This is a genomic window from Streptomyces sp. NBC_01320 (genome assembly GCF_035974375.1).
In the GTDB taxonomy this organism is placed as follows: Bacteria; Actinomycetota; Actinomycetes; order Streptomycetales; family Streptomycetaceae; genus Streptomyces; species Streptomyces yanii.
This window is the reverse complement of the sequence record NZ_CP108390.1, coordinates 8,894,357-8,920,566: the sequence shown is the minus strand read 5'-3', so window position 1 is coordinate 8,920,566 and position 26,210 is coordinate 8,894,357. Positions and strand designations below refer to the sequence as shown.

The following is a 26,210-nucleotide window of genomic DNA, read 5'->3' as shown; positions in this document are numbered from 1 at the left end:
GCCCCGGTCCGCCGCCCTGCTCAGTCGTTGAGCACGGTCAGATCCAGCTCCGGAAGCCGGGCCGGGTCGTTGATCACGTACAGCTCGGTGACTCTGCCTCGTTCGATCGTGAACCGCATGACCGAGAACCGCTGTCCCTCGCGGGTCGAGATGACCGCGAGGGCCCCGTCGACGAGCGCCATCTGCGAGGACCGGGCGAACGGCGCGAACATCATCGCCTGGCGGGCCACCGACGCGGCTCCGCGCACCAGCGACGGGGCACCCGCGCCGCCGTCGGACCGTGCCACCACGTCCGGGTCGAGCACGGCGACGAGTGCGTCGAAGTCGCCGCCCCGGGCGGCGGCAAGGAACGCCTCGACGACCTCGCGCCTGCGGACGAGATCGGGATCGGGCGCCGGGTCCACGCCCTGGACCCGGCGCCGCGCCCTGCTGGCGAGCTGGCGGGCCGCGGCCGGGGTGCGGTCCACCATGCGCCCGATCTCGTCGAACGGCACCGCGAACATGTCATGCAGCACGAACGCCAGCCGCTCCGCGGGGTCCAGCGTCTCCAGCACCACGAGCAGTGCGAGCCCGACCGAGTCGGCGATCAACGCCTGCTGCTCGGGGTCACTGCCGGGCTGCGGGCCGAGGACCGGATCGGGGGTGTGTCCGTCGGGTGTCCGTGCCTCCAGCGGCTCCTCGCGCCGGGACCGGCGGGAGCGCAGCATGTCCAGGCAGACCCGGCCGACGACCGTGGTCAGCCAGCCGCCCAGGTTGTCGATCTGCCGGCCGTCGGAGCGGCTGAGCCGGATCCACGCTTCCTGGACGGCGTCCTCCGCCTCGCTCAGAGAGCCGAGCATCCGGTAGGCCACGGCCTTCAGATGGGTCCGGCTCTCCTCGAAGCGTGCTGCCAGAAACTCGTTCTCGTCCACAGACCCATTCCTCCGTCGCGTGCCGTCACAGCATTGACGTACGGAACGGCGCCGATGTGACAGAACGGCCGATGATCAAGGAATCGGCAGGTGCGCCGCCGATCAGCTCCAGGGCAGCGCGGCGCGGTGGCGCCAGTACGCCTCGGGCTCCTCGACCAACGCGTCGAGCTGGGACCGCCGCTCCTCGTCGAGGCCGAGAAGCGGGGCGTGCAGGTTGCCGGCGAGCTGGGTGACCGTCGCCGCGCCGGAGAGCACGACGCCGGCCCACGGCTGGTGCAGTACCAGCGCGAGCGCGACCGCGTCGCTCCCGAGGCCCGCCTCGGCCGCGATCTCCTGGACGATCGCCGGGGCGTCCGTTCCGGCGAGGCGTCCGTTGGCCATGGCTTCCTTGACGATCACGGTCAGCCCGGCCTCGTGCGCCTCCGCGAGCGCAGAACCGGCCGAGGTCTCCAGGGCGTTGAAGGTGGCCTGGACGGTACGGAAGAGGGGTTCGCCGTCGATCCTGACGGTGAGCGCGGCACGGATGGCGTCCGCCTGGGCGGGGCCGCTGGTGGAGAGTCCGACGCTGACCCCGTCCGCCGCGAGTTCGGCGAGCCGCGCGTGGAGTTCCTTGTCGGTGAGGGCCGGGCTGTCGGCGGTCACGGAGTGGATCTGGTAGAGGTCGAGCCGGTCACCGAGCAGCGCCTCGGTCTCGGCGCGCTGCCGCTCGAACGTGGCGAGGCTGTGGTCCTTGACTTCGTGCGCCTCGGCGTCGACGCTCCAGTCCGCGGTGTAGGTGTAGCCCCACTTGCTGCCGATGACGACATCACGTACCTCGGGACGGGCGGCCAGCCAGGCGCCGAGGAACTCCTCGGAGCGGCCGTAGGAGCGGGCGGCGTCGAAGTAGCGGACGCCCTGGGCGTAGGCGGCGTCGAGCAGTTCATGGGTGCGCTCGCGCAGGACGTCGACGCTCCGGTCCTCGGGCAGGTCCCGGTCGCGGTGGAGATTGATGTAGCCGGGCCGGCCGACCGCGGCCAGGCCGAGCCCGATATGGGCGGTCGGTGTCGTGGCCGAGGCCAGGCGTCCGAAGGGCATCGCGGGCTCCTCGTCGATGGAGTGCTCCCCCGCCAACGTAACGCAGTCGGATTCCCGTGCGTCCAGCCGCGCGATTCGGCCGATCGGGCCCTCGCCGGCCGGGATCGGGCCGGGCCGGCCAGGTCCTCACCCCTCGGGCCTGCGCAGACCTGGTCGAGGCCGGCCGGCAGGTCGGCTTCCATGCTGTCCGGAAGTTTCAGCCGGATGAGCACCGGCGGGAGCAGACCGATGGTCATCGGCCCGGCGAGTGCGGGCGTCGGCGTCCTCACCGTCACAGCGGTGACGTGGTCGTCGGCCTCACCCCGGACGCCCTCGTCGCGGTTCGGTCGTCCGTCCGTACGTACGTACCGTCCGTCCGTACGGACGGACGGACGGACGGGCGGGCCGGCGAGGCGGGGAGCGCACGACCGCTCCCCGCCTTGTCGCCTGGGTCCGGGCTGCTGTCAGCTCTTCGCGGTCGCCCATGCGTGCTGGACGGCGAGGTCGGCCTTGACCTCGGTGAGCTGGGCGGCGACGGCCGACGGGGCCGTGCCGCCGCGTCCGTTGCGGGAGGCCAGCGCGCCCGGCACGTTGAGGACCGTGCGGACCTCGGGGGTGAGGTGCCGGGAGATCTTCGCGAACTGGGCGTCGGTGAGTTCGTCGAGCTCGATGCCCTGCTGCTCGCACTCCTTGACGCATTCGCCGGCGACCTCGTGCGCGACACGGAACGGGACGCCCTGCTTGACCAGCCATTCGGCGATGTCGGTGGCGAGCGAGAAGCCGGCCGGGGCGAGCTCCTCCATCCGCTCCCGGTTGACGGTGAGCGTGGCCATCATGCCGGTGAAGGCCGGCAGCAGGACTTCGAGCTGGTCGCAGGAGTCGAAGACGGGCTCCTTGTCCTCCTGGAGGTCGCGGTTGTACGCGAGCGGGAGAGCCTTCAGCGTGGCCATCAGGCCGGTCAGGTTGCCGATCAGACGCCCGGACTTGCCGCGGGCCAGCTCGGCGATGTCAGGGTTCTTCTTCTGCGGCATGATCGACGAGCCGGTGGAGAAGGCGTCGTGGAGGGTGACGAAGGAGAACTCCTTCGTGTTCCAGATGATGACCTCCTCGGCGATCCGGGAGAGGTTGACGCCGATCATCGCGGTGATGAACGCGAACTCGGCGACGAAGTCGCGGGAGGCCGTGCCGTCGATGGAGTTGGCGACGGAACCGTGCTCGAAGCCGAGGTCCGCGGCGACCGCCTCCGGGTCGAGACCGAGCGACGAACCGGCGAGCGCGCCGGAGCCGTACGGGGAGACGGCCGTACGCTCGTCCCACTGCCGCAGCCGCTCGGCGTCCCGGGACAGCGACTGCACATGGGCCAGGACGTGGTGGGCGAAGAGGACGGGCTGGGCGTGCTGCAGATGCGTACGGCCCGGCATGGCGACGTCCGCGTGCGCCTCGGCGAGACCGACCAGGGCGTCCTGGAACTCGGCGATCAGGCCGCCGATGATCCGGGCGTGGTCGCGCAGATACATCCGGAAGAGCGTGGCGACCTGGTCGTTGCGGGACCGGCCGGCGCGCAGCTTGCCGCCGAGGTCCGGGCCGACGCGCTCAATGAGACCGCGCTCCAGGGCGGAGTGGACGTCCTCGTCGGCGATGGTGCCGGTGAAGGAGCCGTCGGCGACATCGGCTTCGAGCTGGTCGAGACCGGCGATCATGCGGGTCAGTTCGTCCGCGGTGAGCAGGCCCGCCTTGTGGAGGACACGCGCGTGGGCGCGGGAGCCGGCGATGTCGTACGGCGCGAGCCGCCAGTCGAAGTGGACGGAGGCGGACAGCTTGGCCAGCGCCTCGGCCGGGCCGTCGGCGAAACGGCCGCCCCAGAGGCGTACGTCGCTCTTGCCGGTGCCGTTGCTCACTGCGTGCTCCTCGGAAATGCCAGGGGATGGATGTGCGACCGCCTCCCCGCCGTGGAGGAAACGGGGAGGCGGTGACGTAAACGGGTCGGCGTCAGGCCAGGTCGACGTCAGGCTACGCCTGCAGATCGCACTGCGCGGCGATCTTCGATACGGTGCAATCTCTATAGGTATAACTATGCAGTCCTCCGTATGCTTTGTCAAAGCTGCTGGTGAACGGCTCACCCGAACGTTCGATCCCGGACCGTAAATGCCGGGCCCTGACACCCTGCGGCCTTCTACGATCGGCCTCCGCATACCTGGTGGAGGCACGTGATGGGCAGCGACTACGAGGCCGCTGAACGGCTGGCCCGGGGTATACCGCTCCGGGAAGCGCTGGACACCTCGTCGGCCGAGGCCTGGACGGCCCTCGATCTCGGGGTACGGGTCCTGGCGTGGACGACGCCGGGGCTGCTCCCGTCGCACGACTGGGCCGACAGCCGGAGACTGCGCTGGAGCCGGGATGCTCAGCTGCCTTCGGTGAAATGGTCCAGGACACCCCCGGACGAGCCGTTGCTCGCTGTTGCGTTGTGTCATCCGGACGGCCGGATCCGGGAGGCGGCACTCGAGTGGGCCGCCCGCTCCCCGGCTCTGCGGCCGCTCCTGGCCGTGCGCTGCGCGGACTGGGCCGGCCCGGTGCGCGACCGGGCTCGGGCACTCTTCTCGGAGATTCCCGGCCGGCAACTGCCGCCGCTGACCGCGCTGGTGCTGCGGCTGTCCAGGCGCGATCAGGGCAAGTTCGCCCGCGAACGGCTGGACCGTGTATTGCGCGAAGGGCCCGCCGAGGACGTCGCGGCGCTGCTCACGAGCGAGGACCGGGCCACACGCCGGTTCGCGTACCGCATCGCGGTCGATCGCGGTCTCCTCGCCCCGGCAGCACTGGCCCGCACCGCAGCCGCCGCCTCGGACGACGTGCGTATCCAGACACTGTGTGCGGAGGCCGCGATCGCGGGCATGCGGGACGGGGCGCACGACGAGGTGCTGGGCCCTTTGCTGTCGGCGCGGTCGCCCCAGGTGCGGTCCGCCGGTGTCACCGCGCTGCGGCGGGCCGGGCGGCAGGGCGAGGCGGCGGTGTTCCTCGCCGACCGCTCCGGGGTCGTACGGGCCTGTGCCCGCTATGTACTGCGGCAGGGCGGCATCGATCCGCTCCCCCTCTACCGGTCGATGTGCGCCGCCCCGGCCGCCCGCCCCGCTGCCCCCGCCGGGCTCGGCGAGTGCGGCACCAGGGAGGACGCCCCGGCGCTGTGGTCACTGGTGACACACCCTGTGCCCGCAGTCCGCGTCCACGCCGTCACCGGCCTGCGCGCGCTCGACGTGGTGGGGTACGAGCAGCTGCGGCCCCTCCTCGACGACCCGTCACCCGCCGTCGTCCGGGCGGTGACGCAGGCTCTGCTGCCGGACGCCGACCGGATACCGCACGAGTGGCTGCTCGTCAGGACCGGGGCGGACCGACCGCGTGCGCTGCGTGTGGCGGCCGAGCGGCTGTTGCGGGCCCACCTCCGCGCGACGGTCCGCCAGTGGCGTCCCACCGGCTGAAATGCCCCTGCCGGGCGCCACATTGGCGCCGATAATCGCCTCATGGGAAAGACTTACGAACGTATCGACGGACGGCTCAGGACCTTCATCGAAGAGCAGCACATCTTCTTCACGGCGACCGCGCCCCTCGACGGGAACGGCACGGTCAACCTCTCCCCCAAAGGCGTCAGCGGATCCTTCGCGGTCGTCGACGAGCGGACCGTGGCCTATCTGGACTTCGCCGGGAGCAACGCGGAGACCGTGGCGCATCTCCGCGAGAACGGCCGCATCACCCTCATGTGGTGTGCCTTCCAGGGACCGCCGAACATCGTCCGGGTGCACGGCCACGGCGAGCCCGTCTTCCGCGACGACCCGCGATTCACCGGCCTGCTCGCCCACTTTCCCGGCGTCGACCCCACACCGCACGGGTTGCGCGCGATCATCGTGGTGACGGCCGAGCTGATCCGGGACACCTGTGGATACGCCGTGCCTTTCCTGTCCTACGACGAGGACCGGCCGCTCCACGCCCAGCGCTTCGCACGCGAGGACGACGCCTCGCTCAGCGAGTACTTCGAGAAGAAGGAGCACATCGCCACCAGCATCGACGGCCTCCCGGGGCTGCCGCTCCCGCTGCCGGGCATGCCCGCCGAAAAATGAGCCGCCGGGATTGGTCCGTACGGAGCAGGCCCGGGGGCGGACCGGCGACGTCGCGCCTACGGTCCGGGACATGCGCATATCACTGGTGACCGGTTCGGTTCTGCTCGCCCTCACGGGTTCGGTGGCGGCGCGGCCCGCCGCCACGCCGCCGCTGCCGGAGCGGATGGCCGACACGGGCGGCGGCACGCAGCTGATCACCGCCGAGGCCCCCGGCACGGGATCCACCACGGGGACGGTGAGCTGGTGGAACATGCGGTCCGGGCAATGGGTACGGATGGGGTCGGCGTCGGCCCGGTTCGGGGCGAAGGGACTGACGGAGGGAAGCAGCGGGTCCAGGCACGAACACCACGCCCACCGGTCTGTACGACCTGCCGTACGCCTTCGGGATCAAGGCGGCCCCGGCCGGGACCGCCTACCCGTACCGCCGGGTCAGCGACCGGTCGTGGTGGTGCCAGGACAACGAGGCGTCCCGGTACAACCGCTGGGTGGAGCCGCTGCCCGCTGACTGCCGGGCCGGCGAGGCCGAGCACCTGATCGCGTACGGGACGCAGTACGCCCGCGCACTGGTGGTCGGATTCAACTACGACCGGCCGGTACGCGGGCGGGGTGCGGGCATATTTCTGCATGTGAACGGGGACGGGGCGACCGCCGGCTGCGTCTCCGTACCGGCGGCCGCGATGGACCGGATCCTCGCCTGGGCGGACCCGGACCGCCGACCGCATATCGCGATCGGGACCCGTTCGGGCCCGACCGCGATCACCCGCCACTGATCCGGGCGCCCAGGATCCCTCTCCCGGGTCGGTCCGGACGCTCAGGATCCGTCCCGATCCGGAAGGAAGAGCCCGCGCGGGCTCAGAGCCTGTCGGGTGACCTCTGATCGGGCGGCCACGCCCTGGCACGCACGCTTCCCGCGTTGCCGAAATGTCCTAGTAGCTCCTTCCCCGAGCTCTCAGCTTCGTTCGAGTAGGGGAGACCCCATCCGAGGACATCCCGCCGCCTTGGAATCGCACGCACCAGACCGCGTCCGCTCTCCGATCGAAGGTCACCCGACAGGCTCTCAGCGGCCGTTCTGCGCCAGCCGCAGCAGATGGTCGGCGAGTGCCTGACCGCCCGCCGGGTCACGGCTGATCAGCATCAACGTGTCGTCGCCCGCGATCGTGCCGAGGATGTCCTGCAGCTCGGCCTGGTCGATGGCCGAGGCCAGGAACTGGGCCGCGCCCGGAGGCGTACGCAGCACCACGAGGTTGGCCGACGCCTCCGCCGAAATGAGCAGTTCGGCGGAGAGGCGCCGCATCCGCTCCTCCTTGGCCGACTCGCCGAGCGGCGCCTGCGGGGTGCGGAAACCGCCCTCGCTCGGCACCGCGTAGATCAGCTCGCCGCCGGTGTTACGGATCTTCACCGCGCCCAGCTCGTCCAGGTCGCGGGAGAGCGTCGCCTGGGTGACGCTCAACCCGTCGTCGGCGAGAAGCTTGGCCAGCTGGCTCTGCGAGCGCACCGGCAGCCGGTTCAGGATGTCCACGATCCGGCGGTGGCGTGCCGTGCGGGTCTGCGGCACGGACTGCCCGCCGTACTCGGATTCCTGCGCCTCGGTCATCGTCGTCGCCTCATTCTCCGGAGCGCTTCTCTCCTGATGGTTTGTCCCCGTGTGCCGCGTCGAGAGCGCCGGGCAGTGCCTCGAGGAACGCGTCCACCTCTGCGTCACCGATGATCAGCGGCGGCATCAGCCGCACGACATCGGGGGCGGGCGCGTTCACCAGAAGTCCGGCTCCCTGAGCCGCCTGCTGCACCTGGGGTGCGAGGGGCTCGGTGAGCACGATACCCAGGAGCAGTCCGGAGCCGCGGACGTGGGAGACCAACGGGTGCCCCAGCCCCTCGACACCTTCCCGGATCCGCTCGCCGAGCCGCTTCACCCGATCCAGGGCGCCATCGGCGGCGAGGGTGTCCAACACGGCCAGACCGGCAGCGCAGGCGATCGGGTTGCCGCCGAACGTCGTGCCATGCTGACCGGGCTTCAGCAGGTCGGCCGTGGCGCCGAAGGCGACGGTGGCGCCGATCGGCAGCCCGCCGCCCAGGCCCTTGGCGAGGGTGACGATGTCGGGCTCGATGCTCTGGTGCGCCTGGTGCTCGAACCAGTGGCCGCACCGGCCGATACCGGTCTGCACCTCATCGAGAACGAGCAGGGTGCCGGTGGCCCGGGTGATCTCCCGGGCGGCCTCCAGGTAACCCTTGGGCGGGACGACCACACCGTTCTCGCCCTGGATGGGTTCGATGATGACCAGCGCGGTCTCGGTGGTCACTGCGGCGCGGAGGGCTTCCGCGTCCCCGTACGGGACATGCGTGACGTCGCCGGGCAGCGGGAGGAACGGCTCGCGCTTCCCGGGCTGGCCGGTGAGGGCGAGGGCCCCCATGGTCCGTCCGTGGAAGCCGCCGTCGGTGGCGACCATATGGGTCCGCCCGGTCAGCCGGCCGATCTTGAAGGCGGCCTCGTTGGCCTCGGCGCCCGAGTTGGAGAAGTAGACCCGGCCGGTCCTTCCGAAAAGGTGCAGGAGCCGTTCGGCGAGGGCGACGGGGGGTTCGGCGATGAAGAGGTTGGAGACATGGCCGAGGGAGGCGATCTGGGCGGAGACGGCCCCGACGACGGAGGGGTGGGCGTGGCCCAGCGCGTTCACCGCGATACCGCCGACGAAGTCGAGGTACTCGGTGCCGTCGGCGTCCCACACGCGGGCGCCTTCGCCACGGACCAGGGAGAGCTGCGGGGTGCCGTAGTTGTCCATGAGCGAGCCCTGCCACCGCTGTGAAAGCTCGGCGTTGGTCATGCTTCCCCCTCTGTCCCTGGCTGTGCGACTGTTCCTGGCCGTGCGTCGGGCACGACCATCGTGCCGATTCCTTCGTCGGTGAAGATCTCCAGCAGGATCGAGTGCTGGACCCGGCCGTCGATGACACGGGCGGTCTCGACGCCGTTGCGCACGGCGTGCAGACAGCCCTGCATCTTCGGGACCATGCCGCTGGACAACTCCGGCAGCAGCTTCTCCAGCTCGCCGGCGGTGAGCCGGCTGATCACGTCGTCGCTGTTGGGCCAGTCCTCGTAGAGACCCTCGACGTCGGTGAGGACCATCAGCGTCTCGGCGTTCAGTGCGGCGGCGAGTGCGGCGGCCGCGGTGTCGGCGTTGACGTTGTAGACGTGGTTGTCGTCGGCGGAGCGGGCGATGGAGGAGACGACCGGGATCCGGCCGTCGTCCAGCAGCGCCTGGATGGCCCCGGTGTCGATGGCGGTGATCTCGCCGACCCGGCCGATGTCGACGAGCTCGCCCTCGATGGTGGGCCGGTGCTGGGTGGCGGTGATGGTGTGCGCGTCCTCACCGGTCATGCCGACGGCGAGCGGGCCGTGCTGGTTGAGCAGGCCGACGAGCTCGCGCTGGACCTGTCCGGCCAGCACCATCCGTACGACGTCCATCGCCTCGGGCGTGGTGACACGCAGCCCGGCCTTGAACTCGCTGACCAGGCCCTGCTTGTCGAGCTGGGCGCTGATCTGCGGGCCGCCGCCGTGCACGACGACGGGCTTGAGGCCGGCCTGCCGCAGGAAGACGACGTCCTGCGCGAAGGCCGCCTTCAGCTCCTCGTCGATCATGGCGTTGCCGCCGAACTTGATGACGACGGTCTTGCCGTTGTGCCGGGTCAGCCAGGGCAGCGCCTCGATGAGGATCTGCGCCTTCGGCAGTGCGGTGTGCTTCCTCGCGGCGCTCATGAGCTGTACGCGCTGTTCTCGTGGACGTAGTCCGCGGTGAGGTCGTTGGCCCAGATGACGGCGGACTCGGTGCCTGCGGCGAGGTCGGCGGTGATCTTCACCTCGCGGTAGCGCATGTCGACGAGGTCGCGGTCCTCGCCGACCCCGCCGTTCTTGCAGACCCAGACGCCGTTGATGGCGACATTGAGCTGGTCGGGCTCGAAGGCGGCCTTCGTCGTGCCGATCGCCGAGAGGACCCGGCCCCAGTTGGGGTCCTCGCCATGGATGGCGCACTTGAGGAGGTTGTTGCGCGCGATGGAACGGCCCACCTCGACGGCGTCGTCCTCGGTCGCCGCATTGATGACCTCGATCCGGATGTCCTTGGAGGCACCCTCGGCGTCGCCGATCAGCTGCCGGGCCAGGTCGGCGCAGACGACCCGTACGGCCTCCGCGAACTCGCCCTGCTCCGGAGTGATCCCGCTGGCCCCGGAGGCCAGCAGCAGCACGGTGTCGTTCGTCGACATGCAACCGTCGGAGTCGACCCGGTCGAACGTGGTGCGGGTCGCGGCGCGCAGCGCGGAGTCGAGTCCGGCGGCGTCGACGTCGGCGTCGGTGGTGAGGACGACCAGCATCGTGGCGAGCCCCGGTGCGAGCATGCCCGCGCCCTTGGCCATGCCGCCGACGGTCCAGCCCTCGCCGCCCGCGACTGCGGTCTTGTGGACCGTGTCCGTGGTCTTGATCGCGATGGCGGCCTTCTCGCCGCCGTGCTCGCTGAGCGCGGCGGCGGCGGTCTCGATGCCGGGCAGCAGCTTGTCCATCGGGAGCAGCGTGCCGATCAGACCGGTCGAGGCGACGGCGATCTCACCGGCGCTGTGACCGATGAGGACCTCGGCGGCCTTCTCGGCGGTGGCATGCGTGTCCTGGAAGCCCTGCGGGCCCGTGCAGGCGTTGGCGCCACCCGAGTTGAGGACGACGGCGGTGACCTCGCCGCCCTTGAGGACCTGCTCCGACCAGAGGACGGGGGCGGCCTTGACGCGGTTGGAGGTGAAGACTCCCGCGGCGGCGCGACGCGGGCCGTTGTTGACCACGAGGGCCAGGTCCGGGTTACCGCTCTCCTTGATTCCCGCGGCGATACCCGCCGCCGAGAACCCCTGTGCTGCCGTGACGCTCACGGTGCCACTCCGATCGTGGAAAGACCTGTGTCCTCGGGAAGTCCGAGGGCGATGTTCATGCTCTGCAGGGCGCCGCCCGCGGTGCCCTTGGCAAGGTTGTCGATGGCGCTGATGACGACGATCCGGCCGGCTGCCTCGTCGTACGCGACCTGGATCTGCACGGCGTTGGAGCCGTACACGGACGCGGTGGCGGGCCACTGTCCCTCGGGAAGGAGGTCGACGAACGGCTCGTCCGCGAAGGCCTTGTCATAGGCGGTACGCACGGACTCGGCGGTCACGCCCGGCTTCGCCTTCGCGCTGCATGTGGCGAGGATGCCGCGGGGCATGGGCGCGAGGGTCGGCGTGAAGGAAACCGTGACCGGCTCACCGGCGGCGGCGCTGAGGTTCTGGATCATCTCGGGCGTGTGCCGGTGGACACCGCCGACGCCGTACGGAGACATGTTGCCCATCACCTCGGAGCCGAGCAGGTGCGGCTTGGCCGCCTTGCCCGCCCCGGAGGTACCCGACGCGGCGACGACGACGGCCTCGGGCTCGGCGAGCTGGGCCGCGTACGCCGGGAACAGCGCGAGGGAGACGGCCGTCGGGTAGCAGCCGGGCACCGCGATCCGCTTGGAACCCGCCAGCGCGGCACGGGCACCGGGAAGCTCGGGCAGACCGTAGGGCCAGGTCCCGGCGTGCGGCGACCCGTAGAACTTCTCCCAGTCAGCGGCGTCCTTCAGCCGGAAGTCGGCGCCCATGTCGACGACGAGCACCTCGTCACCGAGCTGCTCGGCGACGGCGGCGGACTGCCCGTGCGGCAGGGCGAGAAAGACGACGTCGTGCCCGGCGAGGACCTCGGGCGTGGTCGGCTGGAGCACCCGGTCGGCGAGCGGTCGCAGATGCGGTTGCAGCGTGCCGAGCTTCTGGCCGGCGTTGGTATTGCCGGTGAGAGCACCGATCTCCACCTCGGGGTGAACGAGCAGCAGACGGAGCAGCTCCCCGCCGGCATACCCGCTCGCCCCTGCCACTGCTGCACGTACCGCCATCGGAATCCTCCTCATCGATGGCATGACTATACGCATCGCCGAACTTTTATGCAAAGCCTTCGCGGGTCGGCGCGCGGCGATGTGTGGCTGCCTCCAGCCGTGGCCCGCCTCGGACGCACAGGAAGCCGCGGCGCCGTGCGACGCTCCGCTCGGCGCCTTCGCTCAGGTTGTGCCACATATCCCCATAGTCCGCCACCCGCACCGCCCGGGGCGCCCCCGCGGGCACGCCTGCGCGGAGAAAGGTGCGCAGTCACGGCATACGCCCTCGGTCCCCGGCCTTTTGGTCAGTCATGCGGCCGAGCTCGAAGCCTCCCGGTCGGGCAGCAGGTACGCCGGCCGACGTGGCTCGCCATCCACCCCGGTCCCGCCATTGCGACCCTTGCGCGTCGCCCGCTCATCGACGCCGACCGCCCCCGGGGCCGGAAGTAGCGGGTCGGGCAATGTCGCGGCCACCCGCGGCGCCGTGCCGCGGACAAAAGAAACTGATTCACCCGATGGCTCGTCCTGGAGGGTGAGGTCACGTGGATGGGAAGCCATGATGGGACAGGCGCGGACGAACAGCGGTTTGACGGTGAAGGCAGCAGCGCCTCGGTGGGCGCGGCGCCGGGCGGGGCGCTGCGCTCCGGGCGAGGACGCGAGGGTCCGGTCGGCCTGGACGCGGGGGCGGGCGATGGCCGCGCTCGCGGCGCTGACGGCCGGGCTGCTGGCGTTCCACCGAGCCGTCCCCAACTCCGTGGGCCACCTGGGCAGTCTGCTGGAAGCGTTCCTGCCCTGGCTCGGCCTGGTGGTCGTGGTCCTGCTCGGCGGGGCGCTGCTGCGCCGTTCGGCCGCCGCGATGGTGGCCCTGCTGATGCCCGCGGCGGCCTGGATGCACCTCTTCGGCGGGCTGCTCCTGCCCGGGGCGAAGCCCGGCGGACACGACCTGGTCGTGGTGCAGCACAACGTCAGCGACGAGAACACCGACCCGGGAGGCACGGCCCGCGCCCTGGCCGACGCCGAGCCCGATGTCATCGCGCTGGAGGAGCTGGTGCCCCCGGCGCTGCCGGTCTACGAGAAGGCCCTCGCCCCGGACTACCCGTACCACGCGGTCCGGGGCACCGTCGGACTCTGGTCGAGATATCCACTGACCGACACCCGGCTGTTGGACATCAAACCCCCGGGGATAGCGGAGGCCTGGAGTCGCGGGCTGCGGACCGTGGTCCACACGCCGCACGGGGAGATCGCGGCGTACGTCGCGCACCTGCCCTCGGTCCGCGTCCGGGCGAGCGGCCTCGCGTCCTCCTGGCGCGACGAGAGCGCCGGCCTGCTGGGCAAGGCCGTCGCTGCCGAGAAGCTGAGAACGGTGATCCTGCTGGGGGACCTCAACGGCACGGTGGACGACCGTGGGCTGGCCCCGCTCACTTCACGAATGAACGTTGCGGAACGCGGCTTCGCCTTCAGCTTCCCCGCCGCCTTCCCGCTGACCCGGATCGACCAGATCATGGCCCGCTCGGCGACCGTCGCCCACATCCGCACCTTGCCCGCCACCGGCAGCGACCACCTGCCGGTCGCCGCCCGGATCACACTGGGCTGAGGAAGGGTCCCGGTGACAGCGAACCTGCGTGGGTGACAGCCGGCGTGCTTCGGAACAGGTGGTGCGACCGAGCGCGGCAGTCGGCCGGTGTGGCGGACCGAAGCGCGCACGGCTGCTCTGCGGGCCGGCCACGTCACTCGGACGTACCGACTGAAACGCTGAAGAGCCGGCGCGGCCGGAGCTTCAGCCGGCGGTCGGGGCAGCATGGTGTCGGGGCAGCATCGTGGGGCGGACGCAGGATGCAGCTGCCGCCCTCGCTCCGTAAGCTCGATATCGGGAATGCTCGGCGACGGGCAGGAAGGTCCTTTCCCCATACACCGACCACACCATCAGTGACCTGATCCCGATGGACAGCACCGGCCGGACTTCCCGCCCGCCGGCTACGCGCAGCAAATCCGCTCAGCGATCGCGGCGGCCACCGACAACGGCAGCCGACCTTGCCGCCCGGTCTCACATCGGGTGCCGGACCAGCTGCTCGGCGACGCCTCGCTACCGATGCCTCTGACGTGGAGCCCTTCATGACCACACCGCGGGACCTCTCGATCGCAGTCATGGACAGGGCGACAGGTCACCCTGTGGAGCAGGGCGACCTGTCACTCGCGCTCGCGGGAGCCGAGATGATCGACCTCATCGGTGCCGAGGCCGTCAGACTGGACGGCGATCGGATCGTGCCGGGCCTCCGGCCCCCCATAGCCGATCGCCTGCTGGACGAGGCTGCGGCGTCGCTGATCCGAGAGGCGCCGTACGAATCGGTCGACGACTGGCTGTGGCGCAGAGGTCGCGGCCTGTCCACGGCCTATCTGGCCGCGCTCGAAGCGGAGGGGCAGCTCACTCGGCAGCCCCGTCGCGGGATGCCCTTCCGGAGCGGTCGGACGGTGCTGGTCGATTCGCCCGCCCGCCGCGCGGCGGCGAACCGCTGGACATCGGACGAACCCGTCCTCGCCGCCCTTGCGGCAGCCATCGGGATCCGGGACGAGTGGACCGGGGACTTCCCGACCACGGCCGACGACGCGGTGGTGACAGTGCTGGCCGCCGTCAATGACGCGTTGATGGAGCTGGAGGCCGTACGGCAACGGCGAGCCATCGAGGATGCGGCTTTCGACAACATCTGGCGAGGCGAATGACGACGGCGCCACACACGACGCGGTGGCCGCCGCCACCTGATGGCTCCGGGACATGACACACCTGGGCGCCCTCGGCAACCGGCACTCCCGAGGCGGCGGGAAGGTGGCCGCCCCGCGCACAGTCCGGTACTCCCGCCGTCCACCCGGCCGACCTGTGGCGATATGCCAGTTGGCGATATGTCAGTCCCCTGCGCGCGGTGCGCCCCGGAAGGTGCGCCGGTAGGCGAGGGGGGAGACGCCGATCGCTGCGTGCAGGTGCTGGCGCAGCGAGGTACCCGTGGCGAAGCCGACCTGTCCGGCGATCTCGTCCACCGACAGGTCACTCGATTCGAGCAACTGGCGCGCCCGCCCGACTCGCTGCTGGATGAGCCACCTGCCCGGGCTCATGCCCACCTCTTCGTCGAAACGGCGGGCGAAGGTGCGCAGGCTCATCCGGGCGCGGTCGGCCAGCTCCGCCAGGCTCAGGGGCTCGTGGAGGTGTTCCAGGGCCCACTGACGGGTGGCGGCCGTTCCGTTGGCGGACGGCTCGGGGACCGGCTGCTCGATGTACTGCGCCTGTCCCCCGTCCCTCCAGGGCGGGACGACACACATACGTGCCACCCGGTTGGCGACCTGACTGCCGTGGTCCTTGCGCACGAGATGCAGGCAGACATCGACCCCGGAGGCGGCGCCCGCGGAGGTCAGCACGTCCCCGTCGTCGATGAACAGGACGTCCGGGTCCAGCTCCACCTGGGGGAACCAGTCACGGAAGACCTCCGCGAGTGCCCAGTGCGTGGTGGCCGGCCGGTGGTCGAGCATCCCGGTGGCCGCGAGCACGAAGGCGCCTGTGCAGATCGACACGATGCGCGTGCCCGGTGCCATGGACCCGAGGGCCGCAACAACGGCCGCGGGCGCCTCCCGCGTGATGCGGGAGGTGTCGAAGGGCGGGATGACGACGGTGTCGGCCGTGCCCAGAATCTCCGGGCCGTGCTCGACACCGACCGAGAAGTCGGAGTTGGTACGCACCGAACGGCCGTCGACGGTGCAGGTGAGGACCTCGTACCGGCCCTCCGCGGCCCCGAAGACCCGGCTCGGAATGCCCAGTTCGAACGGGTACACCCCGTCCAGGGCCAGCACGACGACACGGTGCACGTTTCCCATTGGCAGAATCCTGTCGAAAGATGGCAATCATGCCATGGTACGGACCGGCGAAACCGGTCACGCTTGACCCATGACGAACGACACGAACCAGGCCACCATGCGCGCGATCAGCCAGGATGTTCACGGAACCCCCGACGTACTCAGGGAAGTACGGCTTCCCAGGCCCGTCCCCGGCCCGAGTCAGATCCTGGTCGCCGTCCGTGCCGCCGGCGTCAACCCCACCGACTGGAAGCACCGGGCGAACGGCCTGTTCCTGGACCGGCTTCCGCTCGTGCTCGGCTGGGACGTCTCGGGGGTCGTCGAGGCCGTCGGTTACGGGGTCACCCTCTTCAAGCCGGGCGACGAGGTCTTCGGCATGCTGCCCTACCCGTACGGGGTCGGCTCCCACGCCGAGTACGTGACCGGTCCCGCCCGCGCGTTCGCCCACAAGCCGGCCGGCATCGATCACGTCCAGGCCGGAGCACTCCCCCTCGCCGCCCTCACCGCCTACCAGGCACTCGTCGACACCGCCGAAGTCCGGCCCGGCCAGCGGGTCCTCATCCACGCCGCCGCCGGCGGCGTGGGCCACCTCGCCGTCCAGATCGCCAAGTCCCGTGGCGCGTACGTGATCGGCACCGCGAGCGCGCCCAAGCACGACTTCGTACGCGGGCTCGGTGCGGACGAAGTCATCGACTACCGCACCGTCGACTTCGCCGATGCCGTCCAGGACATCGACATGGTCCTCGACCCCCTCTCCGGCGAGACCCGCGCCCGCTCCCTCGACGTCCTCCGCCGCGGCGGCATCCTCGTCTCCCTCCTGGGCGGTGGCTCACCCCAGGAGGCGGCGAAGGCCGCAGAGTTGGGCATCCGCGTCGAAACCCTCCTGGTCGAGTCCGACCACGCGGGCATGAGCGCCATCGCCGAACTCGTCGAGGCCGGCTCTCTCCGCGCCCACATCGAGGCCACCTTTCCCCTCGCGGACGCGGCCAAGGCCCACGCGCTGGGTGAGACCGGCCGCACCACCGGCAAGATCGTCCTGATCGTGGAGTGACGACCTGGTGCAGGGTGAGGACGGATCGCGTCGGCCCGTACCGCAACGAGCGCCGCTCGGCCGCCGCACGCCGCCCCTGACGTGTACCTGAGCGCTGCAGCCGGCCCAAGGGGGCCGACTGCGGCGCTCGGTCACGAATGGTGTGACCCAGCGCTTCGGCGGACGGATGAGATTCCCGCGTGCACCCGACCGGCTCGGTTCGGGCTCCTGCACACTGCCGGGTACTAGGCCGGGCCATCGAGGGCGAAGCGGGCCGGGCCGGTGGCGGCCAGGTCTTCGTGGGGTGGTGTACCGGAAACGCATCGATCCAGGCCATGGACAACCGCTCGCTGCCTCCTTGGCCCGCAGCGCCCGGCCGGCGGCACCGCAATGGGGTTTACCGGCCTCCGGACCGGCAGGGCTTACCCTCCTGCTGGGCTCCCCGCACCGGTTACCGGCACCGGCCTCGTCCGTCCCACCTCACAGATGCGAGCACGAGTACATGTCCATACCTTCCGCACGTTCCGCAATAGCGACGTGGGTGACCCGTCTCTATTTCTCCCGGCTTCGGAGGAAGGGCCGCGGCCTCGACCTCTCCATTCTCTCGAAGCTGCCCGACGCCGCGCTGCTGCCGCTGCGCCGTGACGGCCTCGACCCCGTCCCGGAGATCGGCGCGCTGCGCGACCGGGAGCCGGTCAGCCGGCTGCCCATACCCGGCATGACGGTCTGGCTGGTCTCCGGCTACGACGAGGCGAAGCAAGTCCTCGGCGACGCCCGCGCCTTCAGCAACGACTTCGCCAACCTGGTCAACCACACGAGTGTCACCGAGAACCATCAGCCAGGCGGCCTGGGCTTCTGCGACCCACCCGACCACACACGCCTGCGTCGGCTGCTCACCCCCGAGTTCACGATGCGCCGCCTCGGCCGCCTGACGCCCCGTATCCACGCGATCACCGAGGAACGCCTGGCCGACCTGGCAAAGGCCGCAGACACCGACGGGCGGGTCGACTTCGTCGAGCACTTCGCGTTGCCGGTCCCTGCCCTGGTCATCTGCGAGCTCCTCGGCGTCCCCTACGAGGAACGGGACGCCTTCCAGCAGTTCTCGGTCGCCCGCTTCGATGTTCTCGGCGGCGTCGGCGCATCCTTCGGCGCGATCTCCCAGTCCAGGGAGTACCTGCACGGCCTGGTCGAACAGCAGCGCCGCAACCCCGGAGACGGTCTGCTCGGCATGCTCATCCGCGAACACGGCGACAACGTCACCGACGAGGAACTCACCGGCCTCGCCGACGGCGTCCTCACCGGCGGTCTGGAAACGACCGCGAGCATGCTCGCCCTCGGCACTCTGGTCATGCTCCAGGACCGCACACACTTCGCGGCGATGCGCAACGCCGACGACCCGGCCTCGGTCGCCGCCCCCTTCGTCGACGAGCTCCTGCGCCACCTCACGGTCGTCCAGACGGCCTTCCCGCGCTTCGCCCGCGAGGACATGGAGGTCGGCGGCGTACGCATATCCGGCGGTGACATCGTCATCGTCTCCCTCAGCGCCGCCGACCGTGACCCGCGCCTGGGCCCCGCGATGGACACGTTCGACCCGACCCGCCCACCCGCCTCGTCCCACCTGGCGTTCGGACACGGCATCCACCGCTGCATCGGCGCCGAACTCGGCAAGATGGAACTCCGCGCGGCCTTCCCCAAGTTGGTAGCCCGTTTTCCGGACATGCGCCTTGCGGTGCGGCCGGAGGAACTGGAGTTCCGCAAGTTGTCGGTCGTGTACGGGGTGGACTCGCTGCCGGTGCATCTGAACTGAGCAGCGCCCGACCTCGCGAGCAGGTCTCCGGGGAAGCCTTCGCTCACGCGCTGCGGGCGCGGGCGGCGAGCAGGACAGCGATGATGCCCGGCACGAGCAGCTGCCCGAAGGCGGCGCCGTAGCCGGCCGGGTCGTCCGAACCGGTGCCCAGGAAGGCGCTGAACAATGCGGAGGCGGGTGAGAACAATGCTTCCGCGGTGGTTTCGGACCGCACCACCGCCTGATCAGCCATGGTCGTCCACCCGCCGCGAACCGGCACACCCAGTGACGTGGGTCCCTCCGGCGGGCCCCTGAACGAGCACATTCGGATCATCGGTCAGGCGCGCAAACCCTATGGGGCACATCACTGCTTGCCACCCGTTTTTCGCAGTCGTCCCCGGGCCGCCGGGTGAGCGTGAAGCCATCAGTCCGAACGCCGGAAGACGCACACCGACCGGCGTCGTCGCACAGCCACCCATGGAGCGTCGGCCCTGCCGCCAAGGACGCGGCCCTCACAGAAACGACGCTGTCGGCGGTCCTCATCCCGGTTGGGTGAGGACCACCGACAGCGTCGTCGAGTCCGAACGTCGAGAGAAGCAGGTCAGGAGCGCGGCCGCTGGGGCTGACCGGCTCGCTCCGCGTTCTTCTCCTTGATGCGCGCCGCTTCCTTCCGGACCTCGGCCTGGGTGGCGCGCTCCTTCCGCAGCCACTCGGGGAGGTCCTTCTTCAGCGCGTCGATCTGCTCCGTGGTGAGGGGGTCCGTGACTCCGCCACGTGCGAGACCCGCGATGGAGACGCCCAGCTTCGCAGCGACCACCGGGCGGGGGTGCGGTCCGTTGCGCCGCAGTTCCTGCAGCCACTCGGGCGGATCGGCCTGCAGCGCATTGAGCTCGCTGCGCGAGACGACACCCTCCTGGAACTCGGCGGGGGTGGCCTCGAGGTACACACCCAGCTTCTTTGCCGCGGTTGCGGGCTTCATCGTCTGGGTGGTCTGGTGCGACGTCATGGTGTCAAGAGTAGCGAGCGTGTGCGATACCTCCGACCACGACCGGTAACCTGGCGGGGTGACAGGCTCCGATGCACCCCTCTCGTTCCGGCTCGCATACGTCCCAGGCGTGACGCCGACCAAGTGGGTGCGCATCTGGAACGAGCGGCTGCCCGATATCCCACTGACTCTCGTCGCGGTGGCCGCCGCCGAAGCATCCGACCTGTTGCGGCGCGGCGGCGCCGACGCAGGTTTCGTGCGGTTGCCGATCGACCGGACGGACCTCAGCGCGATTCCCCTGTACACCGAGACCACGGTGGTCGTGGTCCCGAAGGATCACGTCGTGGCGACGGTCGACGAGGTGTCCGTAGCGGATCTGGCCGACGACGTCGTGCTGCACCCCCTCGACGACACCCTGGGCTGGGAGCTTCCGCCCGGCCGGCCCGCGATCGAGCGTCCGGCCACGACGGCGGACGCCATCGAGCTGGTGGCGGCAGGGGTGGGCCTCCTCGTCGTCCCTCAGTCACTCGCACGCCTGCACCACCGCAAGGACCTCACGTACCGGCCGCTCACGGACGCCCCCGAGTCGCGCGTCGCGCTCTCGTGGCCGGAGGAAGAGACCACCGACCTGGTGGAGGACTTCATCGGGATCGTCCGCGGGCGGACCGTCAACAGCTCGCGGGGGCGCAACCCCACCCCGGCGCAGCCGAAGCAGCGGAAGCGCCCTGACACAGGCGGCGCGCAGCGAAAGTCCACAGCCGGGAAGCCGGCGCGCAAGAGCCCGCGGAGCGGCTCCGGCGGCCCCAAGACCGGCAGGCGGGGCAAGCCCGGTCGTCGGTCCTGAATCCGGTCGGCGCACTCCCGGGGAAGGGCTGCGTTGCCTGTCTCGTTCCGGAGCTCACTTCGCGCCCGTATCGCCTCTTCCGTCGCGGACGGCCGGTGTCTCCGTCGCGAAGGGAGGGACGTCCTGTTCGCACGTGGCGCCGACGGGGGGCAGGACACCACTGAGGAAGTAGCGGGCCGCATACCGGCCGACGCAGCCGCTCGGATTGTCCAGTGCCGTGTGACCGTACCCGTTGAGCGTGAGCAGACGGGCGTCGGCGAGTTCACGGGCCATCGCCTGGCCTGCCTGATACCGGGTGGCAGGGTCGTAGATCGCATTGACGACGAGTACGGGGTTCGCGGTGTGCCGGTTCCAGGGGCCGGTGTAGTTCCTGGCGGCGCGGGCCGGCCAGGTTGCGCACGGTTCGTTGGCCCAGGCCCACCAGTGTCCGACGTCTCCCGCTCGCGCGGTACTCAGCTGGTCGAGTCCGACGTAGTGTGCCGGGTCGCGAGGGTTGGGGCTTTCCGCGCACAGTACGGCGAGATCCTGCTCGAAACCGGGGTACTTCGAGCCAACGGGTGGCGCCGGCGGATCGTCCGGGATGCGGCCCTCCCAGAGGTCCTGCAGCATCTGGGCCGTCTCGGCCCAGCCGGGGTGGACCGTGTAGAGCCCGCCACGGACCTCGCTGACGGTCTTCGCGTACGTCCAGGAGCCCACGGGCCCTTTCGGGAGGCGCCGCAGCAGCTCGGTGAACTTGGCGCGGGTTGCTGCCGGGTCTCCTGCGGAGAAGGCGCAGCTGCTCGCGGGGGCGCGACCGCACAGCCGCAGGAACTCCCGCAGGACGTCGGCCGAGCCCAGATCGGACCCCAGCCGCAGGAAGGTGTTCAGTTCCGGCCCGCTCTTCGAGCCGTCGTCGACCCAGGCCCGAGGATCGACGTTCCCGTCGAGCACCAGGCGGCCGGCCCTGGACGGGAAGAGGTTCGCATAGGTCACCCCCAGCAACGTTCCGTACGAGACACCCCAGTACCTCAACTGCCGCTCACCGACCGCCTGACGCAACCGGTCGAGGTCGCGGGCGCTCTCGTCCGTCGAGACATGACGCAGCAGTTCCGGAACGCGCTTGGCACAGCGTCGGCCGAGCTCGGCGTAGGCCGCGGTAAAGGATCTGCGCTCTTTCGCGCCGACCGGAAAGTCGGGAACATTCGCCCACCATGTGCTGGCCTCTTCCGGGCCGGAAAAACATCGCACTGCGGTGCTCTGCCCGACGCCACGCGGGTCCCAACTGACGATGTCGAACCGCTCCCGTAGTTCCTTGGGGAACTTCTCATACTGCAACGGCAGCCCCACCGTTCCCGCGCCGCCCGGCCCCCCGGGGTTGAAGAACAGTGATCCGACCCGCCGACCGGGAGCGATGGCCCGGTGCCTGATCACCACCAGGTCGATGGTGCGCCACCCGGGACGGGCGTAGTCAAGTGGCGCATTCATCGTTGCGCACTCGAATCCCTGCCGGCCCTCACCCTCGCAGGGTTTCCATGTCAGTGTCGTCCCGCCGGAGGCGGACGGTCCCCCGTCGGGCAACTCGACCGCGACCGAACCTCCGATCGTGACCGCGGAGGCGAGCAGCAGGGCCCCCGCAGCGCACATGGCGCCACGTCTTTGCCGATGGATGGCGACACCTGGCATCGGTGGCCCCTTCCTGGGCAGGGTTGACTCATGGCGCGGAGCGGGCGGTCGGCGGGCTCAGTGCCATACGAACGGCACCGAACGTGTCGGGCAACACGCGCCCGTCCGAACGGGTGGCAGCGGCGTCCGTCCGGGCGCAGCACAAGAGCCGTCCGGTCCCGCGCCCCGGGGCCGCGGGCCAACTCGCCGCGGCGCGGTACATCGGCAGCGGTGTTCCGTCGACGGGTGCGCCGTTCGCCGGGTCTTGTCCCCTGTGACAGGAGTCGGCTCACCCTGGTCGACCGGGGCAAGGCTGGGAGGACCCGGGAGTCCCGGCACAGGGCAACGACCGGGCCGGAGCTTCCCCGGCGGGTCGGGCGCAGCGAGGGAATGCGGTCACCGTGCGTAACACATCAGTCCGGCACCCGCCCCGGAGCGGGACAGAGAGGCACTGCGCAAAGGTTTCTGACGCCTGGTCAGCCAGCCTCTCCGGCCGCTCGCACGACACCTTTTATCGCACTCGCGTTCGAGAGGTGGCCGGGCGATCCGGCGATCGGACCACCCCGTCCACTGGTGGCCGACGAAGGTGATGTCAGGATGGATCCATGACGACCAAGGTTTTTTTCGACATCACCATCAATGACGAGCCCGCCGGGCGGATCGTGTTCAACCTCTTCGACGACGTGGTTCCGAAGACGACGGAGAACTTCCGCGCGCTGGCGACCGGCGAGAAGGGCTTCGGCTACAAGGGCTCGTCCTTCCACCGGGTCATCCCGGACTTCATGCTGCAGGGCGGCGACTTCACCAGCGGTGACGGCCGTGGTGGCAAGAGCATCTACGGCGAGAAGTTCGCCGACGAGAACTTCAAGCTCACGCACAACAAGCCCGGACTGCTGTCGATGGCGAACGCGGGCCCCAACTCCAACGGCTCCCAGTTCTTCATCACGACGATCGTGACGTCGTGGCTCGACGGCAAGCACGTCGTCTTCGGCGAGGTCGACGGCCAGGAGAGCATGGACCTGGTCAAGAAGATCGAGAGCTACGGCTCGCAGAGCGGCAAGACCCGGGCCAAGGTCACCATCGCCGACTCCGGCGTCCTCTGACCGCACGAGGAACCCTCTGACGCCCCGGCCTCTCACCGATCGATCAGCGAGAGGCCGGGCGCTCGTTCCCACCCCACGCCCGCCCGGCGGGACCGTTGGGGTCCGCGGCGACACCCGTACGGCATCTGGGGCGACAGTCGCCCGATGGATCCTTCCGACCGGAGCCGGGTACGCGCCGAGCGGCTGCATGCCGCGTCCATGGCAGCAGCCCCGCACACCCGGACCGGCGTCCCTCCGGTCGCGGCGGGCGCATGCCCGGGTCGGCAGGTCGACGCAGTCCATGCGACCTGGCCCGACGGTCACCGGTCCGTACGGAAGTGGTGGCCTCACGCCCAGCTCGGCGAACTCCGGGCCGGCCCGCTCGCCGGCGTCGACGCACCCCGCTCCGCAGGCTTCCCGACCCCGCGGCCGAACCGGCCGCCCACGTCGGCCACTCCGTGGTCACGATCCGGAGGCGACGGCTCGGCTCGACGCGGCCCGGACACTCCCGGAGAACGCACTGCGGCCCGCCCGGGCCCATATGAGCATGCGGATGACGGACCGGGCCATCCACCATTCCCCTCCGAGGTCGGCCGATGACTGGACCTGACCGAGCAGAGCGCCGACCGACCCGCCCGCAGGGCCGAGCGGCGCCACGCCTTACTTGTACTGTCAACTGATGGTTGACACTTCACGACTGTCAACCTACGGTTGACACATGGCGAAACCAGTGAGCATGACGAATCCGGTACGGCTCGACGAACTGATCGAAGCCATCAAGAAGGTTCACTCCGACGCTCTCGAACAGCTCTCGGGCGCGGTCATCGCCGCCGATCACCTCGGCGAAGTGGCCGACCATCTGATCGGCCACTTCGTCGATCAGGCACGCCGCTCGGGAGCCTCCTGGACGGAGATCGGGAAGAGCATGGGAGTCACCCGACAGGCGGCGCAGAAGCGCTTCGTCGCCAAGGATCCCGGCGAACCGTCGGATCTCGACCCCAGTCAGGGGTTCAGCCGGTTCACCGAGCGGGCGCGGAACGTCGTGATGGCAGCACAGAACGAGGCCCGCGCCGCAAACAACGACCAGGTGCGTACGGAGCACCTGACGCTGGGGCTGCTCAGTGAGCCGGACGGGCTCGCCGCAGCGTTCATCAAGGCGCAGGGCGTCTCGCTCGACGCCGTCAGGCAGGCCGCTACCGAGGCGCTGCCGCCCGCGGCCGAGGAGCTCCCGGACCTCATTCCGTACGACGCCGGGGCACGCAAGGCGCTGGAGCTCACGTTCCGGGAGGCCCTGCGGATGGGGCACAACTACGTCGGCACGGAGCACATCCTGCTCGCGCTGCTGGAGCACGAGGACGGCGAGGGCGTGCTGACCGGGCTCGGTATCGACAAGGTCGCCGCGGAGACCGGCATCGCCGAGGCCCTGACGCTCGCCGTCGCCGCGCGCAAGGGTGAATGACCGACCGCACCGACCGGAGCCGGACAGATCCGTACGGCTGTGAACGCACCGGCGCCTCCCTGTTCCCCCCTCCACGGCGTGGACACCGCCCTAAAGTGGAAGGGAGCAGGGAGGTGCCTCATGCGGAAGGTCGCCGACTGCCGGGAATACCCCAGCGAGACGAAATGCACGCTTGCCCTCGCCGGTGAGCCGGAGGAAGTGGTCCGCGCCACCACCGAGCTGGCCGTCCGGATGCACGGTCACGCGGACGGACTGGAGCTGCGGGAACAGATCAGGTCCGGGCTTCAGGACGAGCCCACGCAGCTCGCGTGAGCCGCGACGCGGCCCGGTTCGCATCACCCGGATGCACCGCGGCGCACGCGCATGCCTTCCCGGGGCCGTGTGTCGCGGTCCCCGGGGTCCGGAATCCGCCCCTGTGCGCACATGCCGAACAGAGGGTTCGCCTCACCGTGGCCGTACGCCGGTCACTCTCCGGAAGAACCGCATGACCTGCCGCCCGACAAGGCCTGGTGCCCCTCCGGGACCGCTGTGGCGGCCTGCTACCGATCGCCGCGTCCCAGCCCGCCCGGGTGCGTGAGACATCCTGCGCACCCGTGACGGCACGGGCAGTGTCTCCCAGGGTCTGATCACCGCGCGGACATCCGGTTGATCGCTACCCTGTCTCCCTCCGCCACGGGGCGGGGAGAGACAGGGGTGGGACATGCGCAGAAGAATTGCCGTGCTCGCTGCGGTGGGAGCGGTGGCCACCGCGGTCGTGGTGGCGCCGACCGCACACGCGGAGGGGCGCGGTGACATCCGGGTCACCAGGACCGTCGTGAACGGCGGCAGCAATGTGATCGTCGGGGTCACGAACGTCAAGAAGTTCACGATCGCCATGACGATCAAGGACAACTCGGGCGTGAAGCGGGTCAACAGCGTCTCCGCCTTCAACCGGACCAACGGTTACGGGCCGGTTGACCACCTCGGTACATCGTGCAGGAAGGTCAGCACGACAACGTCCGTGTGCACCGCGACGATGCAGATCGACCCGTCGTGGATCGACTCCTACGGGAGCGGGAACGAGGGCTGGGATGCCAACGCGGTCGCGGGGAACTGGCGGGTCGACGCGACGGTCGCAGCCAATGACGGGGACTACTGGATCTCCGACGCCATCGGGTTCTTCAAGGTGAAGCGCGCCGCGACTCTGACCACGGACGCCACGCCCGAGCCGGTGAGGAAGGGGGGCACGCTCACCGTCACCGGAAAGCTGTCGCGGGCCAACTGGACTGACCTCAAGTACCACGCGTTCACCAAGCAGGTGGTGAAGCTGCAGTACAAGAAGCCCGGCGGCGCGTACAGCACCGTGAAGACGGCGACCACGGACAGCAAGGGCCACCTCCGTGCGACGGTGAAGGCCACCGCTTCGGGCAGCTGGCGCTGGGCGTTCCTCGGTACGACCACGACCATGAAGGTCGTCTCCACCGGTGACGCCGTCACGGTGAAGTGACCTCGCGGCGGGCCGGGAAACCGGCCCGCCGACGGGTCACAACGCCTCGTACACCGCCTCGATCCTTGCCGGCCGTGGCCCCACTCGTCT

Annotated in this window: 23 protein-coding genes and 1 pseudogene; 12 read left to right on the top strand and 12 right to left on the bottom strand. The window is 70.3% G+C overall.

Going from position 1 to position 26,210, the window contains the following annotated elements:
• Nucleotides 1-20 precede the first annotated feature (20 nt).
• The 3 genes from OG395_RS40540 to argH all read right to left on the bottom strand — a co-directional run bounded on the left by OG395_RS40540 (nucleotide 21) and on the right by argH (nucleotide 3,862).
• Nucleotides 21-911: a sigma-70 family RNA polymerase sigma factor gene (locus OG395_RS40540; protein ID WP_327247372.1), complete on the bottom strand. Its 891-nt coding sequence runs from the start codon at nucleotides 909-911 to the stop codon at nucleotides 21-23.
• A gap of 102 nt (nucleotides 912-1,013) precedes the next feature.
• Nucleotides 1,014-1,985: an aldo/keto reductase gene (locus OG395_RS40535; RefSeq protein ID WP_327247371.1), complete on the bottom strand. Its 972-nt coding sequence runs from the start codon at nucleotides 1,983-1,985 to the stop codon at nucleotides 1,014-1,016.
• Between the two features lie 443 nt (nucleotides 1,986-2,428).
• Nucleotides 2,429-3,862 carry an argininosuccinate lyase gene (gene argH, locus OG395_RS40530; protein ID WP_327247370.1) on the bottom strand — a complete coding sequence of 478 codons (1,434 nt, stop codon included), beginning with the start codon at nucleotides 3,860-3,862 and terminating at the stop codon, nucleotides 2,429-2,431.
• Nucleotides 3,863-4,174: 312 nt separating this feature from the next.
• On the opposite strand from argH, the gene OG395_RS40525 reads away from it, so the two are divergent.
• The 3 genes and pseudogenes from OG395_RS40525 to OG395_RS40515 all read left to right on the top strand — a co-directional run bounded on the left by OG395_RS40525 (nucleotide 4,175) and on the right by OG395_RS40515 (nucleotide 6,840).
• Complete coding sequence (locus OG395_RS40525) at nucleotides 4,175-5,434, top strand: hypothetical protein (protein ID WP_327247369.1); 1,260 nt, start codon at nucleotides 4,175-4,177, stop codon at nucleotides 5,432-5,434.
• A gap of 42 nt (nucleotides 5,435-5,476) precedes the next feature.
• Nucleotides 5,477-6,070: a pyridoxamine 5'-phosphate oxidase family protein gene (locus OG395_RS40520; RefSeq protein WP_327247368.1), complete on the top strand. Its 594-nt coding sequence runs from the start codon at nucleotides 5,477-5,479 to the stop codon at nucleotides 6,068-6,070.
• Nucleotides 6,071-6,140: 70 nt separating this feature from the next.
• A pseudogene (locus OG395_RS40515) lies at nucleotides 6,141-6,840 on the top strand (L,D-transpeptidase family protein).
• Between the two features lie 287 nt (nucleotides 6,841-7,127).
• Here OG395_RS40515 and OG395_RS40510 read toward each other — a convergent pair.
• Genes OG395_RS40510 through argC form a run of 5 tightly spaced genes read right to left on the bottom strand, consistent with a single transcriptional unit; the run spans nucleotide 7,128 to nucleotide 11,991 of the window.
• The gene (locus tag OG395_RS40510; RefSeq protein WP_037698928.1) at nucleotides 7,128-7,664 is read right to left on the bottom strand and encodes an arginine repressor; all 537 of its coding nucleotides are present in this window, start codon (nucleotides 7,662-7,664) and stop codon (nucleotides 7,128-7,130) included.
• Between the two features lie 10 nt (nucleotides 7,665-7,674).
• A complete protein-coding gene (locus OG395_RS40505) occupies nucleotides 7,675-8,886 on the bottom strand; it encodes an acetylornithine transaminase (RefSeq protein ID WP_327247367.1) in 1,212 nt (403 codons plus the stop codon).
• The gene (gene argB, locus OG395_RS40500; RefSeq protein WP_327247366.1) at nucleotides 8,883-9,815 is read right to left on the bottom strand and encodes an acetylglutamate kinase; all 933 of its coding nucleotides are present in this window, start codon (nucleotides 9,813-9,815) and stop codon (nucleotides 8,883-8,885) included. Before argB ends, OG395_RS40505 begins: the two co-directional genes overlap by 4 nt.
• Nucleotides 9,812-10,966 (bottom strand): bifunctional glutamate N-acetyltransferase/amino-acid acetyltransferase ArgJ, encoded by a 1,155-nt coding sequence (argJ, locus tag OG395_RS40495; RefSeq protein ID WP_266987792.1) that lies wholly within the window; start codon nucleotides 10,964-10,966, stop codon nucleotides 9,812-9,814. Before argJ ends, argB begins: the two co-directional genes overlap by 4 nt.
• Nucleotides 10,963-11,991, bottom strand: coding sequence for an N-acetyl-gamma-glutamyl-phosphate reductase (gene argC / locus OG395_RS40490; protein ID WP_327247365.1), 1,029 nt, complete (start codon nucleotides 11,989-11,991; stop codon nucleotides 10,963-10,965). Before argC ends, argJ begins: the two co-directional genes overlap by 4 nt.
• 670 nt (nucleotides 11,992-12,661) lie before the next feature.
• On the opposite strand from argC, the gene OG395_RS40485 reads away from it, so the two are divergent.
• Complete coding sequence (locus tag OG395_RS40485) at nucleotides 12,662-13,564, top strand: endonuclease/exonuclease/phosphatase family protein (RefSeq protein WP_327247364.1); 903 nt, start codon at nucleotides 12,662-12,664, stop codon at nucleotides 13,562-13,564.
• Nucleotides 13,565-14,082: 518 nt separating this feature from the next.
• On the top strand, nucleotides 14,083-14,688 hold the full coding sequence (locus tag OG395_RS40480; protein ID WP_327247363.1) for a GOLPH3/VPS74 family protein: 606 nt from the start codon (nucleotides 14,083-14,085) through the stop codon (nucleotides 14,686-14,688).
• 180 nt (nucleotides 14,689-14,868) lie between these two features.
• Here the strand turns inward: OG395_RS40480 and OG395_RS40475 are convergent, their stop codons facing one another.
• Nucleotides 14,869-15,828, bottom strand: a complete 960-nt coding sequence (locus OG395_RS40475; RefSeq protein WP_327247362.1) for a GlxA family transcriptional regulator — start codon at nucleotides 15,826-15,828, stop codon at nucleotides 14,869-14,871.
• Nucleotides 15,829-15,925: 97 nt separating this feature from the next.
• Here OG395_RS40475 and OG395_RS40470 point away from each other — a divergent pair, with 97 nt between their 5' ends.
• Both OG395_RS40470 and OG395_RS40465 read left to right on the top strand, forming a co-directional pair.
• On the top strand, nucleotides 15,926-16,858 hold the full coding sequence (locus OG395_RS40470; RefSeq protein WP_327249616.1) for an NADP-dependent oxidoreductase: 933 nt from the start codon (nucleotides 15,926-15,928) through the stop codon (nucleotides 16,856-16,858).
• 481 nt (nucleotides 16,859-17,339) lie between these two features.
• A complete protein-coding gene (locus OG395_RS40465; protein WP_327247361.1) occupies nucleotides 17,340-18,644 on the top strand; it encodes a cytochrome P450 in 1,305 nt (434 codons plus the stop codon).
• Between the two features lie 43 nt (nucleotides 18,645-18,687).
• On the opposite strand, the gene OG395_RS40460 is transcribed toward OG395_RS40465, so the two are convergent.
• Both OG395_RS40460 and OG395_RS40455 read right to left on the bottom strand, forming a co-directional pair.
• Nucleotides 18,688-18,876, bottom strand: a complete 189-nt coding sequence (locus OG395_RS40460) for a hypothetical protein (RefSeq protein WP_327247360.1) — start codon at nucleotides 18,874-18,876, stop codon at nucleotides 18,688-18,690.
• Nucleotides 18,877-19,224: 348 nt separating this feature from the next.
• Nucleotides 19,225-19,629, bottom strand: a complete 405-nt coding sequence (locus OG395_RS40455) for a DUF5997 family protein (RefSeq protein ID WP_327247359.1) — start codon at nucleotides 19,627-19,629, stop codon at nucleotides 19,225-19,227.
• A 58-nt stretch (nucleotides 19,630-19,687) separates the two neighbouring features.
• Between OG395_RS40455 and OG395_RS40450 the strand changes: the two genes are divergently transcribed.
• Nucleotides 19,688-20,452 (top strand): LysR substrate-binding domain-containing protein, encoded by a 765-nt coding sequence (locus OG395_RS40450; protein ID WP_327247358.1) that lies wholly within the window; start codon nucleotides 19,688-19,690, stop codon nucleotides 20,450-20,452.
• A gap of 54 nt (nucleotides 20,453-20,506) precedes the next feature.
• Here the strand turns inward: OG395_RS40450 and OG395_RS40445 are convergent, their stop codons facing one another.
• Nucleotides 20,507-22,075: an alpha/beta hydrolase gene (locus tag OG395_RS40445; protein ID WP_327247357.1), complete on the bottom strand. Its 1,569-nt coding sequence runs from the start codon at nucleotides 22,073-22,075 to the stop codon at nucleotides 20,507-20,509.
• A gap of 623 nt (nucleotides 22,076-22,698) precedes the next feature.
• On the opposite strand from OG395_RS40445, the gene OG395_RS40440 reads away from it, so the two are divergent.
• From OG395_RS40440 to OG395_RS40425, 4 genes are all read left to right on the top strand, one after another.
• The gene (locus tag OG395_RS40440; protein ID WP_266987772.1) at nucleotides 22,699-23,196 is read left to right on the top strand and encodes a peptidylprolyl isomerase; all 498 of its coding nucleotides are present in this window, start codon (nucleotides 22,699-22,701) and stop codon (nucleotides 23,194-23,196) included.
• Nucleotides 23,197-23,893: 697 nt separating this feature from the next.
• Nucleotides 23,894-24,634: a Clp protease N-terminal domain-containing protein gene (locus tag OG395_RS40435; RefSeq protein WP_327247356.1), complete on the top strand. Its 741-nt coding sequence runs from the start codon at nucleotides 23,894-23,896 to the stop codon at nucleotides 24,632-24,634.
• 120 nt (nucleotides 24,635-24,754) lie between these two features.
• Nucleotides 24,755-24,946 carry a DUF1059 domain-containing protein gene (locus tag OG395_RS40430; protein ID WP_266987766.1) on the top strand — a complete coding sequence of 64 codons (192 nt, stop codon included), beginning with the start codon at nucleotides 24,755-24,757 and terminating at the stop codon, nucleotides 24,944-24,946.
• A 388-nt stretch (nucleotides 24,947-25,334) separates the two neighbouring features.
• Nucleotides 25,335-26,120 carry a hypothetical protein gene (locus OG395_RS40425; protein ID WP_327247355.1) on the top strand — a complete coding sequence of 262 codons (786 nt, stop codon included), beginning with the start codon at nucleotides 25,335-25,337 and terminating at the stop codon, nucleotides 26,118-26,120.
• Nucleotides 26,121-26,210 lie beyond the last annotated feature (90 nt).

What these genes read in the sequence shown, in the direction of transcription:
- OG395_RS40535 (WP_327247371.1), bottom strand. Translation starts at nt 1,985, where the DNA reads ATGCCCTTCGGACGCCTGGCCTCGGCCACGACACCGACCGCCCATATC.
- OG395_RS40430 (WP_266987766.1), top strand. Translation starts at nt 24,755, where the DNA reads ATGCGGAAGGTCGCCGACTGCCGGGAATACCCCAGCGAGACGAAATGC.
- argB (WP_327247366.1), bottom strand. Translation starts at nt 9,815, where the DNA reads ATGAGCGCCGCGAGGAAGCACACCGCACTGCCGAAGGCGCAGATCCTC.
- OG395_RS40480 (WP_327247363.1), top strand. Translation starts at nt 14,083, where the DNA reads ATGACCACACCGCGGGACCTCTCGATCGCAGTCATGGACAGGGCGACA.
- argC (WP_327247365.1), bottom strand. Translation starts at nt 11,991, where the DNA reads ATGGCGGTACGTGCAGCAGTGGCAGGGGCGAGCGGGTATGCCGGCGGG.
- OG395_RS40465 (WP_327247361.1), top strand. Translation starts at nt 17,340, where the DNA reads ATGTCCATACCTTCCGCACGTTCCGCAATAGCGACGTGGGTGACCCGT.
- OG395_RS40435 (WP_327247356.1), top strand. Translation starts at nt 23,894, where the DNA reads ATGGCGAAACCAGTGAGCATGACGAATCCGGTACGGCTCGACGAACTG.
- OG395_RS40440 (WP_266987772.1), top strand. Translation starts at nt 22,699, where the DNA reads ATGACGACCAAGGTTTTTTTCGACATCACCATCAATGACGAGCCCGCC.
- OG395_RS40510 (WP_037698928.1), bottom strand. Translation starts at nt 7,664, where the DNA reads ATGACCGAGGCGCAGGAATCCGAGTACGGCGGGCAGTCCGTGCCGCAG.
- OG395_RS40475 (WP_327247362.1), bottom strand. Translation starts at nt 15,828, where the DNA reads ATGGGAAACGTGCACCGTGTCGTCGTGCTGGCCCTGGACGGGGTGTAC.
- OG395_RS40520 (WP_327247368.1), top strand. Translation starts at nt 5,477, where the DNA reads ATGGGAAAGACTTACGAACGTATCGACGGACGGCTCAGGACCTTCATC.
- OG395_RS40425 (WP_327247355.1), top strand. Translation starts at nt 25,335, where the DNA reads ATGCGCAGAAGAATTGCCGTGCTCGCTGCGGTGGGAGCGGTGGCCACC.
- OG395_RS40470 (WP_327249616.1), top strand. Translation starts at nt 15,926, where the DNA reads ATGCGCGCGATCAGCCAGGATGTTCACGGAACCCCCGACGTACTCAGG.
- OG395_RS40445 (WP_327247357.1), bottom strand. Translation starts at nt 22,075, where the DNA reads ATGTGCGCTGCGGGGGCCCTGCTGCTCGCCTCCGCGGTCACGATCGGA.
- OG395_RS40460 (WP_327247360.1), bottom strand. Translation starts at nt 18,876, where the DNA reads ATGGCTGATCAGGCGGTGGTGCGGTCCGAAACCACCGCGGAAGCATTG.
- OG395_RS40455 (WP_327247359.1), bottom strand. Translation starts at nt 19,629, where the DNA reads ATGACGTCGCACCAGACCACCCAGACGATGAAGCCCGCAACCGCGGCA.
- OG395_RS40525 (WP_327247369.1), top strand. Translation starts at nt 4,175, where the DNA reads ATGGGCAGCGACTACGAGGCCGCTGAACGGCTGGCCCGGGGTATACCG.
- OG395_RS40505 (WP_327247367.1), bottom strand. Translation starts at nt 8,886, where the DNA reads ATGACCAACGCCGAGCTTTCACAGCGGTGGCAGGGCTCGCTCATGGAC.
- OG395_RS40485 (WP_327247364.1), top strand. Translation starts at nt 12,662, where the DNA reads ATGGCCGCGCTCGCGGCGCTGACGGCCGGGCTGCTGGCGTTCCACCGA.